The following is an 11,045-nucleotide window of genomic DNA, read 5'->3' as shown; positions in this document are numbered from 1 at the left end:
CGATTGCATCGGCGCGCCCTTGGCGGCCGCGGCCTTGGTGCCGCTCGGGGCGGGCGCCGGCGCCTGGGTCGACTTATCCTCGTAGAACACGACCAGTGTTTTCGACGTCATGGTGGTGTCGCCCTGCACGACCTTCACATTGCCGGCGAAGGTCGCCTCCTTCTTCTTGTCGCGCATTTCGAGCGAGGCGGCCTCGATCTGAATCGGCTGGTCGCGGTTCTGCGAAAAGCCCTGCATGGCGTTGGGAACGCCGCTCATCGAGCCCTGCGCGGACGCGGCACTCACCGCGAACAGCGCGAGCAGAAAGATCGCAATTGCCGTGCCGTGCGGAAAACGTCTCATCATCAAAATCATTTCGTGTTGGCGGACCTGCGCGCCTTCGGCGGCGCCGGAGGAGGAGGTGGCGGGGGTGCGGGCTCCGCCGGCGGGTTCGCATCGTTGTCGCCGAGCTTGTCGAGATTCATCACGACGTTGCCTTCGAAGCGCACGAGCTCGCCGCTGTTGTAGATCCTGAGCCTGTCTGATGTCAGCGTACCCTGGAGCAGCTTGACGTCGACATGCTCGTCCGACGACACGTTGCCCTTGTTGATGTCGACGAAGGCCTGCGTCAGCTTCGCCTCATAGCCGGTCGACGACTGCAGGAAGATATCCTGGCGCAGGTCGAGCAGCTGCTTCTTGTTGTCGAAGAAGCCGGTCCGCGCATCCATCGTCACTGTCGACTGATCCTGCTGCGCCACCTTGGCGCGGATCGTCTTCAGCTCGACATGGTCGGGATCGGTGATGTCCTGGATCGCGGCCTTGGCCCACATTTCATAGGGCCGGCCGTCGGTGGAGAAGCCGGCGATGTGCGGCGATTCCATCGTGATCTTGGTGCCTGACACCACGAGGTTGTCCATCTCGACCGGCAGCTTGGGGATCAATTCGCGGAATGGATTGTAGACCGAGACGAAGATGATCGAGGCCATCGCCAGCCCGACCATCGCAGGCACCGCGACGCGCAGGATCCGCACCATGCGGCTGTGCCGCGCGGCGGCGGCAAAGCGCGCCTCGAGGCCCGTCACATAGGCTGGATTCTGAACCGAATTCACCTGAGCTCCAGAGGCACGAAACTGCCCCTATTCTAGCCGGAGCCGCCCGAATATGCAGCCCGAACCTCCGTCGCGCCGCCCCAAGCCGACTTCAAGGCGGACCACGCGTGAACAGTTTGGCCGAAACGGGGCGAAAACCGCCACCGCCGCGACGAATTCGGCGCCCATCATGAATGGACGAAATCATGAATGAGCGAAAATGTCCTCGGCCTCCCAGCCGTCGAGATCGAGCCTCGCGCGCGTCGGCAGGAAGTCAAAGCACGCCTGAGCGAGATCGGTCCGTCCTTCGCGCGCGAGCATCACATTCAGCTTGTCGCGCAGCGCATGCAGGTGCAGCACGTCGGACGCGGCGTAGGCAAGCTGGGCCTCGCTGAGGCCTTGCGCGCCCCAGTCGCTCGATTGCTGCTGCTTCGACAGCTCGACGTTCAGCACCTCGCGCACCAGGTCCTTCAGGCCATGGCGGTCGGTGTAGGTGCGCGACAGGCGCGAGGCGATCTTGGTGCAATAGACCGGCGCCGGCATGACGCCGAAGGTGTTGTAGAGTACCGCGACGTCGAACCGTGCGAAGTGGAAGATCTTGGTGATCTTGGGGTTCGCGAGCAGCGCCTTCAGGTTCGACGAATCGGTGTGGCCTTTTGGAATCTGGATCACGTCGGCGGTGCCGTCGCCGTTCGACATCTGCACCACGCAGAGCCGGTCACGATGCGGATGCAGACCCATGGTCTCGGTGTCGATCGCCACTGAATCGGTGTAGCGGGAGAGATCGGGCAGGTCGCCGCGATGCAGGCGGATGGTCATGCTGTCAAAAACCTCGTCGAATCGCTTTCGGAACAGGCTATCGCCCAATGTCCCGACAGGCGAGCGTGCATCAGCCTTGGATTGCGTCTCGGCTTCCGGCCCTAGTGAGCCGGACGCCACCGCTTATTCCGCTGGCACAGATGCCTCACGGTGTAACGCCATTGTGCAGCGGAGACAATGGGTTGGGTAACCTATTGGGCCCACGCGCGCGCCGCTATTGCCAGCTGACGCGAAGACCGAACCGGCCGGTGATGTCATCGCGACGGGTGCTGTCCACCGAGGTCGTGTAGCCCGCGCTCGCATAGGCACTGATCGTGCGATTGAGCTGCGCCGAGATGCCGGCACCGATCTCGACGGCGGTGCCGCGGCTCTGCACGCCGATCAGGTCTGTCGTCGCGAAGGCGATGCTGCGGTCGTTGGCGGCGGTGTGCCAGAGATTGGCCTCGAGATAGGGACGCAGCTCGGCCGTGCCGACAATGAAGGTTGCAGGAATGCGCACACCGAGCCGTCCGGTCAGCGTATCGGCGCTGCCGGGTGCGACGCTGGAGAACATGTCGTTGAAGCTGTCGAACGACTGGCGTTGCCAGATCAATTGCCCCTGCGGCTCGATCGCGAGAAATCGATTGAGCGGGATCGGCGCGCCGGCTTCCAGCGACGCCGCGACACCGGTGCCCGACACAAGCGCGCCGACCTGACGATCCGACCGCGGATCAGCACTGTAGAAGCTGCCCATCAGCACGGCGTCGACGTACCAGCCTGAGGGGCCGATATGGGTCCAGTAGCCGCCGACATTCTGGCTGTCGATCGAGAGCGTGCCGGTGCGGACGTTGTTCATGCCGAGCGCGAAGCCGTTGACGGTGCCGCTGGCCCAGCCATACGCATAGAACAAGCCCGCGCGATCATGATGCTCGGGCGCGGACTGAAAGCGCAGGATGTCGACGCCGACCTGCACGCCGGCCATGGTGCCGTCGAAGGCAGGACCGACCGTGCCGGCCCAGCTCTGCGAGCTGTGCGAGCCATAGGCGCGCGCCCATGCCGCCGGCTGTTCGCCGCCGCCGGTCAGCAGGGTCTGATCACCCTGGCGCTGATGGAAGGTGCCGAGCGTCGCGAGCCCAAGCTTCTGCGCCACCTGCGGCAGCGCCGAATAGACCGAGACCTCCTCACGGTAGAGCTCGACTGGTGCAGCGCCTGCCGGCGGTGGCGTGAGCGACGACATATCCTCTGCGGGCAGCGTCGCGGGTGGCGGCACCACATTGGGCGACGCCGGCGGCGTTGGCGCGGGTGCAGCCGGCGGCGCCGGCGACGATGTGCCGGGCAATAGCTGCGAGCGCAGATACCAATTGTCGGCGCTGCCGGCGGAGACGCCGCCGCGGAACAGCAGATATTCATGCGCGCCGGCCACCACCGCGCTGGAGAGACCGAAGGCGCCCGGCGCGGTGGTGCCGCCGTTGACGGCCTGCACCACCATGATGCCGTCCGCGGTCGTCAGCGCGCCGGCGCCGCCGGCATTGGTCACGGTTACTGCGGTCGAACCCGACGCATTGCCGCCGGAGATCACGAGACGATCCGACGGCGAGCCATCGCCGCCGAGCACGCTGCGCAGATGGAGGCCGCCGCCATTGCCGACATAGTTGCCCGCAATCGTCAGGCTGTTCGCCGCGATGGCGCCGCCATTGGTCAGGTTGATGACGCCGGCATTGGTGACGATGACCGGCGGCCCGCCTGGAAACGGCGTGATCGACGGATTGGCGCCGTTGCCGGCCAGCAGGCTGGTGCCGGCCGCGATCGACACATTGCCGGTCAGCGACGTCTGCAATGTCAGCGAACCGCTGTTGACGAAGGTGTTGGCGAAGGTGCCGGTGCCGGCCCAGGTCCAGTCGCTGCCTTCCATCGTCAACGTCTGGAAGCGCGCGAACGGGTTGGTCACCGTGCCGCTGCCTTGCAGCCGCACTTGGTTGTTGCCGCCGCTGCCATCGGCGAGGCCTATGATCTGCGAACCGGTTTGCAGGATCATCGTCACCGCGCCGCCACCGCCCGCCAGCGCCGAGCCGCTGTTGCCGGCGATCAGGCCGGCATTGACGATGGTGGTGGCACCGTTGAGCGTGCGGATCGCAGACCCCGCCTGGCTGATCATCTGGCCGCCGGCGAGGTTCTGGATGGTCGCTGTGAACGACGCCCCCGCAGTGTTGGAGAACACGGCATCGGAACCGGCGCCGCGCGCTTCGATCGTGCCGCTGTTGGTCAGCACGTTGGCGTTGCCCTGCATATAGACGGTGTTGTTCGCGACGCCCGCCAGCGTGCTGCCGGTCGTCAGCAAGGTGCCGGTATTGGTGATGGTGGCGAACTGTCCGGCGGAGTAGATCGCGCGAGCCTGCGCGCCGGAGGTGGTGATCGTTCCACTGTTGGTGAACGTGTTGTTGTCGCCGGTCTGCACGTACAGACCGTACGATTGCGGTCCCTGGGTCGTGATCGTCCCGGTATTGATCAGCGTGTTGTTGCTGTTCTGCGTCAGGCCAATGATGGCAAGCCCGCGCGAGGTGCCGTTCTGCGTCGTGATGGTGCCGTTGTTGACCAGCGTGTTGCCGTTGCTGCTGGCGGCGATCGCATTGCTGCCGGCGCCCGTGGTCGTGATCAGGCCGGACACGCCATTGGTGAACACGTTGCCGTTGCCGCTGCCGAAGATTCCCGTGCCGCCGCCGCTGATGGTCAGCGTACCGTTGTTGGTGGCGGTGCTGTTCGAGACGAGACCGATCGCGGTCGCGCCGGCGCCCGCCGTGATGCCGGCGCCCTGCAGCACGTTCACGGTGACGTTCGAGCTGCCGGCTGCGGCCTGCACGCCGGCGGGTGCGGGATTCGGCGCTGTGGTCGAGCAGGTCACCGTCTGGCCGCTCACCGGTGCGAGACTGTCGCATGCGGCAAACGCCTGCGAAGCGGACAGGAGACAGCCGCCCCCCAGAGTGCACGACAGGATCGTCGCGAGCCGCGATGAAGGCATCCCCATCTCCAACGTCGTCATTGGTCGGCGCGAACCCGAGCCCCGGTCTCGCGCTGCCTCTCACCCCCTGCCCCGCTCTCAGCGTCGGCTGATCCGCTCCGTTCAAGCTTGAGACGATTTGTGACGACCTGTTGCCGGGCCGCCACATACGGAACCTTTAGATGCATACATCAGATTCACATCTTTTGCGTGCATACGCTTCCGCGCCCGTGATGTACAGAGCAACGGCGTTGCAGGCCTCGCCGGCCACAACCGGTCACGAGGGCTTCGCGGCTTGCGATGCCGATTGGTCTCCAGGCGCCGATTTGCTCGCGCGATTCGGCCGCCTAGCGGGCCGATTTCGACGGAACTTGTGATCCGCCGCCCCGTGAAATCGTTCCAGGCGCTCCCTATTTGATGCCAGCCCGCATCTACCTTTCAGTGAAATGAGCCTCATGTCGGAACAGACCATCGCCGCGCCGATCGACGACGACCAACAGGAGCGCGGTTTTTCGCGCTATCAAACGTTCCTGATCGCGCTGCTTGCGTTCACGCAATTCACCCTGATCCTCGACTTCATCATCATGTCGCCGCTCGGCGCGATCCTGATGCCGTCGCTCAACATCACCGCCGGGCAGTTCGGCGTCGCGGTTTCGGCCTACGCGTTCGCGGCGGGCATTTCCGGCATCCTCGCCGCCGGCTTTGCCGATCGCTTCGACCGCAAGCGGATGCTGCTGTTCTTCTTTGTCGGATTCACCCTCGGCACAGTGCTGTGCGCGCTGGCGCAGAATTTCCACGTGCTGCTGCTCGGCCGCATCGTCACCGGCCTGTTCGGCGGCGTGATCGGCTCCGTCGTGCTCGCCATCGTCACCGACCTGTTCCCGCTGCAGCTGCGCGGCCGGGTGATGGGCTTCATCCAGACCGCATTCGCCGCAAGCCAGGTGCTCGGCGTGCCCGCCGGACTTTTCCTGGCCAATCACTGGAACTGGCACATCTGCTTCGTGGCCATCGTCGGCCTGTCACTCGCGGCGATCGCGACGATCGCACTTGTCATGGAGCCGGTCGACGGGCACCTCAAGCTGCAGCATGACCGCAACCCGTTCCAACATCTGATCGCGACGGTAGCGCAGCCGCGCTACACGCTTGCCTTCATGGTGACGACGCTGCTGGCGACCGGCGGCTTCATGCTGATGCCGTTCGGCAGCGCCTTCACCGTGCACAATCTCGGCATCGACATTGTCCACCTGCCGACGATCTACCTCGTCTCCGGCCTGTTCAGCATCCTGATGGGGCCGCTGGTCGGCCGCGCCAGCGATGCGTTCGGCAAATATCCGACCTTCATCTTCGGCTGCGTGGTCTCGGCCATCATGGTGCTGATCTACACCCATCTCGGCCACGTCTCGCTGCTGACCGCGATCGTCGTCAATGTGCTGATGTTCGTCGGCATCTTCTCGCGCATGATCCCGTCCCAGGCACTGATGTCGGCGATCCCCGACGCCAGCCAGCGCGGCTCGTTCAGCGCAATCAGTGCGTCGGTGCAGCAGCTCTCGGGCGGGTTGGGCTCGGTGGTTGCAGCCGCGATCGTCGCCGAGAATCCGGACGGCTCGCTGCTGCATTTCGACCGCATCGGCCACGTCGTCGTGGCGAGCTCAATGATCTCGATGATCGCGATGTACTTCGTGCAGAAACCGATCGCCCGCCGCGCCGGCCGCCGCCTCGTGTGAGGTAGGCGCAGCACACGGGAAGGATCATCGCTTGTCCGATGCCGCGATCCGCCGGTCACAAGGCCTGTCTGTGGCCGGCATCGAACCGCGCATATCGCAGGGCCAGCGTCGGCAATACCAGCAGGTTCAGGGCCATCGAGGTCAAGAGCCCGCCGAGAATCACAACCGCCATGGGCCCCTCGATCTCCCGTCCAGGCTCGCCCGCGCCCAGCGCGAGCGGGAGCAGGCCAAGGCCGGTGACCAGCGACGTCATCAGGATCGGAACGAGGCGGTCGGCCGCTCCCGTTATGGCTGTCGCAGCGGTCCACGCCCTGCCCTCAGCGACAACCAGATGTTCATAATGCGAGATCATCAGGATGGAATTGCGCAGCGTGATCCCGAACAAGGTGACGAAGCCGACCACCGATCCCAACGAAAGCAGGCCGCCGGTCAACGCCACGGCGAACACGCCTCCGACGAATGCGAACGGCAGGTTGATCAAGATGAGCAGAAGATTGCGCCAATGACCGGTCACCACTGCAAGCAGGAGGACAATCCCGATCCCGGCCATTGCCGAATTCACCAGAAGATCGCGTCGCGATTGGGCCTGCGCCTCGGCCGCCCCTGCAAACTCGATATGTGCACCGGGCGGCAGTTTCACTTCTCGCGCCAACTTCCGCTTCGCGGCGGCGACGAACGATTCGAGATCGCGGCCGCTCACATTCGCGGTGACGGTCTGCGCCCGCTGCGCGTCTCGACGGATCACCTGATACCGGCCGGAGGTTTCGTAGACGTCGGCGACCTGCTTGAGGAAAATATAGGCCCCGCTCGGCGTGCGCAGGGGCAGATCACCGATCTGCGTGAGCCGTGCGCGGACCTGGACGTCGAGGATGACGGTCACATTGAAGACCACGTTACCCTCATAGCCCTGACCGACCACGTCGCCCTGATAGGCGGTACGGATCAGCTCAAGAACCTCTACCGCATCGAGGCCCCAGCGCTGCAGATCAGCGGGCCGCAGGGTCACATTGACCTGAGGCATTCCCGGCGGGGATTGTTGCTGCACATCGATCGCTCCGCGGACTTCCCCGAGCTCCCGGGCGACGTCGCGCGCCGCGTTGTCCAGCGAATCGAGATCCGTACCGTAGATGTTCACAGCGACCGCGGCGCTGAAGCCGGATACCGTCTCCTCGATGCGCTCCGTCAGATAGGTTTTGCTCGAAAACGCGACACCGGGAAACGTCTCGAGGGCCGCACGCATCAGCTTCTCGGTCTTCTCCTGATCGGAACCCGAGAGCCCCGGGGCCAGATCGACTTCGAACTCGCTGTAGTGCGGCCCGAGCGCGTCGATGCCGGCCTCGGCACGGCCCGCGTGCTGCGCGACGGTGCGGACACCGGGGACCGCTTTGAGCGCCTCGGTCATGAGCTTGCCGATCCGCAGCGACTCGTCGAGCGCCGTGCCGGGAACCATGGTGACGTGCAGGATCAGGTGACCTTCCCTCAACTCGGGCAGGAACGTTCCGCCGAAGAACGGCACCAAAGCAGCTCCGGCAAGCGTCAAAGCCACGGCGGTCGTCATCACCAGCTTCGGATACTGTTCGATGCGGCCGAGCATCGCCTCATAGTGACGGCGAGACCAGCGCACCAGTGGCGGTTCACGCTGCTCCTTGCGACCGGCCCGTTCACCCAGCAACAGCATCGCGAGAGCAGGTGTCACGGTGAGCGCGACCACGAGCGATGCGAACACGGCGAAGATATACGCGACGGCCAGGGGCCCGAAGAGACGACCGGCGACCCCGGATAATCCGAGGATCGGGAAAAACACCAGCAGCACCGCAAATGTTGCGTACACAACGGCGGTCCGAACCTCCAGGATTGCGTCAAGCACCACGCGGGCTGTGGGCCGCGGATCCCCGAGCCGCGCATTCTCCCGCAATCGACGCACGACATTTTCAACCCCGATCACGGCATCATCGACCACCTCGCCGATCGCGATCGCAAGTCCGCCCAAGGTCATTGTGTTGAGCGACTCGCCTGCCCACTGAAGCGCAAGCACCGCCGCAATCAGCGAAAGCGGAATGGCGGTGCAGCTGATCACCGACGTTCGCCAGTCGAACAGAAAAAGGAACAGGATGACGATCACCAGCGCGCCGCCGATGAACAGCGCGTTCAGGACGCTCGCGGTGGCCGTATCGATGAAGTTGGCCGGCCGAAACAGGTCGTCGTGAAGCACAACCTGTTCGGCCTCAAGCGCCGGGCGGAGTTCATTCAGCGCGGCTTCGACACGCCGCGTCACCTCGCGGGTGTTCGCACCGTATTGCTGGCTGATCATGAGCATCACACCCGGATCGCCGTTGATGAGGGCAGCGCCGATCGGCGGTTCCGGCGCAGTCGCAACGGTAGCCACATCGCCAAGCACGACGCTGGCGCCGCCTTCATGCAGCAGCACCGTACGCGCCAGCTGTTCGGGCGTGAGAGACTGGCCTTGCGTCTGCAACGTGATGCGCTGGTTGGCCGTGTCGATGAAGCCTGCACCCCGGACGCCGGTGGCCTTTCGCGCGGCGGCCAGGACGTCGTTCATGCCAACCCTGAACCGGATCAGATCGTCGGGACGGACCTGCACTTGCAGCGATCTCACATCCCTGCCGTAGGTCGAGACCTGCGCGACACCGGCTACCGCGAGCAGGCGCCTGCTCAGGGTCCAATCCGCAATGGTGCGCAAATCCATCAACGAGCGCGTCTTGGACGTCAGGCCGATCACCAGTACCGTACCGGCCGTTGGAGTCAGCGGCGTCATGGACGGCGCCTGCACGCCTTGCGGAAGACGACCAGCGACCACCGCCAACCGCTCCGTGACCAACTGACGCGCACGGTAAATGTCGCTGCCAGGCCGGAACACCACGGTGATGACCGAGAGGCCTTGAATCGAAGTGGATCTCATACTGTCCACGCCGGCCAATCCATTGATCGATGTCTCGACCGGCTGCGTGACCAGAATCTCGACTTGCTCCGGACTGAGGCCGGGCGCTTCGGTCTGAATTGTGACCTGCGGTGACGCGAATTCGGGAAAGACGCCGTACTTGGCGTTGCCCAGCGCCAATACGCCATAGCCAAGCAGCACACAGACAAGCGCAAGGACAATTCCCCGGAAGCGAATCGCAAAGGAGACCAGGGCGGCCTGCGGCCCCACCGCTCCCGAACGCAACGCGTCAGTCATTGTCACCGCTGCCCTGAAGCACGCTCTTGGCCTCTTCGGACAACAGCACTTGCGCGCCGCGGATCACGACCTCAGACCGGGGAGGCAGCCCACGCACGACATAGTCGTCGTCCGAGACCGGCTGATCCGTATTGATTGGATACCGCTTAAAGGTATCGGGCCCGGTGCGAAGGTAAACCCAGGAGCGGCCCTGCCAGCGAACAATGGCGGTGTCTTCAACGAACACACCTTCGTATGTCTTCCCGGATGGCACGTAAGCAATCGCGTTCATTCCCGGCAGCAGGCCGCTGTCGCCAGGCGCCGTGAAGAAGTAGCTCAGTCCCTGAATGCGCGGCTCGGTTCGGGTGGCCGGCGACAGATACTGCAGTTCGATATTTGCGTTGCCTGTCGGCGCCTGCGCGAGCGCCGTGCGCGGCAGCTGTGCCAGGGTCTCGCCCGGCGGCAACGTGACCTGGACCAGAAAGTTGTCGCGCTCGATCAATTTCACCACTGCCGGCGAGCGCTCGACGATGCCCTTGCCGATCACCGCCCCCCACTCCTGCTGCGCCGTCGCAGCAAGTGTCTTGACCTGCGATTCCGCAGCCGCAATCGAGGCCTGATCGGTCCGGAACGCACCTTCGGCAGCCTCGGCTTCCTTCTTGGGGAGCGCGGCCGATTGGACCAGATTCTTCGTGCGCTCATAAGCGCTCTTGGCGACGTCGAATTTGGCCTGCGCCGTCTGAAGCTGCGCCTGCGCATTGGCGTAGCCGTTGGTCAGCTCGGTGATGCGGGCGATATCGAGCACCGCACCGTACGCTCTGATCTGCTCGGAATGTGGGGCAGCCTCCAGCGCCGCCGTTTCCAGTCCGATCTGCCTTTGCTGGTCGGCCGAGAGCTTGACGACGGCGAGCTGATTTTCATCCGCGTCGGTGGTCGGGCGGGTGCCTGACTGCGGCTGCGTTGATTCCTTGCGCTCCGGCTCCCCCATGACCCGTCCGGGCACCAAGACAGGCCCGATCAGGCAGGCCATCACGGCCGCATGTCCGAGCAATCGTATCGCCGATGTCTTGCCCATCCGGAGTTCAGGTCCCCTTCGCCGCAGCCGCTTGTCGCGTGCCTCAACCCTGGTCAGCGAAGTCCACCGATCGGTTGGAGGCACGATACTCCTCCAGGGAACTCCGGCTGTAGCCAGGAAATCTATTCCGATCTCTCGACCAAGTGCACGCCCCGCGCGCGGTCGCACCTGCCCGGCTCTCGAATTGTCGCTGCGATGGTGAATCGCGAGC

General features: G+C 64.6%; 7 protein-coding genes. 1 reads left to right on the top strand and 6 read right to left on the bottom strand.

Annotation, left to right across the window (positions count from 1 at the left end; all coding sequences use genetic code 11):
• From H8A95_RS38135 to H8A95_RS38120, 4 genes are all read right to left on the bottom strand, one after another.
• Window positions 1-345, bottom strand: a 345-nt coding sequence (locus H8A95_RS38135; RefSeq protein ID WP_420839520.1) for an LptA/OstA family protein, incomplete at its 3' end; no start/stop codon positions are given.
• Between the two features lie 5 nt (window positions 346-350).
• Window positions 351-1,088 (bottom strand): LPS export ABC transporter periplasmic protein LptC, encoded by a 738-nt coding sequence (gene lptC, locus H8A95_RS38130; protein WP_229187748.1) that lies wholly within the window; start codon window positions 1,086-1,088, stop codon window positions 351-353.
• 183 nt (window positions 1,089-1,271) lie between these two features.
• Window positions 1,272-1,886, bottom strand: coding sequence for a ribonuclease H-like domain-containing protein (locus H8A95_RS38125; protein WP_229187747.1), 615 nt, complete (start codon window positions 1,884-1,886; stop codon window positions 1,272-1,274).
• Between the two features lie 214 nt (window positions 1,887-2,100).
• Window positions 2,101-4,881, bottom strand: coding sequence for an autotransporter family protein (locus tag H8A95_RS38120; protein WP_229187746.1), 2,781 nt, complete (start codon window positions 4,879-4,881; stop codon window positions 2,101-2,103).
• A 434-nt stretch (window positions 4,882-5,315) separates the two neighbouring features.
• Between H8A95_RS38120 and H8A95_RS38115 the strand changes: the two genes are divergently transcribed.
• A complete protein-coding gene (locus tag H8A95_RS38115; protein WP_229187745.1) occupies window positions 5,316-6,584 on the top strand; it encodes an MFS transporter in 1,269 nt (422 codons plus the stop codon).
• A gap of 55 nt (window positions 6,585-6,639) precedes the next feature.
• Here the strand turns inward: H8A95_RS38115 and H8A95_RS38110 are convergent, their stop codons facing one another.
• Together H8A95_RS38110 and H8A95_RS38105 are read right to left on the bottom strand one after the other, a co-directional pair.
• Complete coding sequence (locus tag H8A95_RS38110; protein WP_229187744.1) at window positions 6,640-9,780, bottom strand: efflux RND transporter permease subunit; 3,141 nt, start codon at window positions 9,778-9,780, stop codon at window positions 6,640-6,642.
• On the bottom strand, window positions 9,773-10,834 hold the full coding sequence (locus tag H8A95_RS38105; RefSeq protein ID WP_229187743.1) for an efflux RND transporter periplasmic adaptor subunit: 1,062 nt from the start codon (window positions 10,832-10,834) through the stop codon (window positions 9,773-9,775). Before H8A95_RS38105 ends, H8A95_RS38110 begins: the two co-directional genes overlap by 8 nt.
• Window positions 10,835-11,045: the final 211 nt, after the last annotated feature.

Origin of the sequence: Bradyrhizobium oropedii (assembly GCF_020889685.1) — a bacterium.
GTDB classification, from domain to species: Bacteria; Pseudomonadota; Alphaproteobacteria; order Rhizobiales; family Xanthobacteraceae; genus Bradyrhizobium; species Bradyrhizobium oropedii.
This window is presented reverse-complemented; position numbering and strand designations above follow the sequence as displayed.

Excerpts from the sequence above, each read along its gene's own strand:
- H8A95_RS38125 (WP_229187747.1), bottom strand. The coding sequence starts at position 1,886 with ATGACCATCCGCCTGCATCGCGGCGACCTGCCCGATCTCTCCCGCTAC.
- H8A95_RS38120 (WP_229187746.1), bottom strand. The coding sequence starts at position 4,881 with ATGCCTTCATCGCGGCTCGCGACGATCCTGTCGTGCACTCTGGGGGGC.
- H8A95_RS38115 (WP_229187745.1), top strand. The coding sequence starts at position 5,316 with ATGTCGGAACAGACCATCGCCGCGCCGATCGACGACGACCAACAGGAG.
- H8A95_RS38110 (WP_229187744.1), bottom strand. The coding sequence starts at position 9,780 with ATGACTGACGCGTTGCGTTCGGGAGCGGTGGGGCCGCAGGCCGCCCTG.
- H8A95_RS38105 (WP_229187743.1), bottom strand. The coding sequence starts at position 10,834 with ATGGGCAAGACATCGGCGATACGATTGCTCGGACATGCGGCCGTGATG.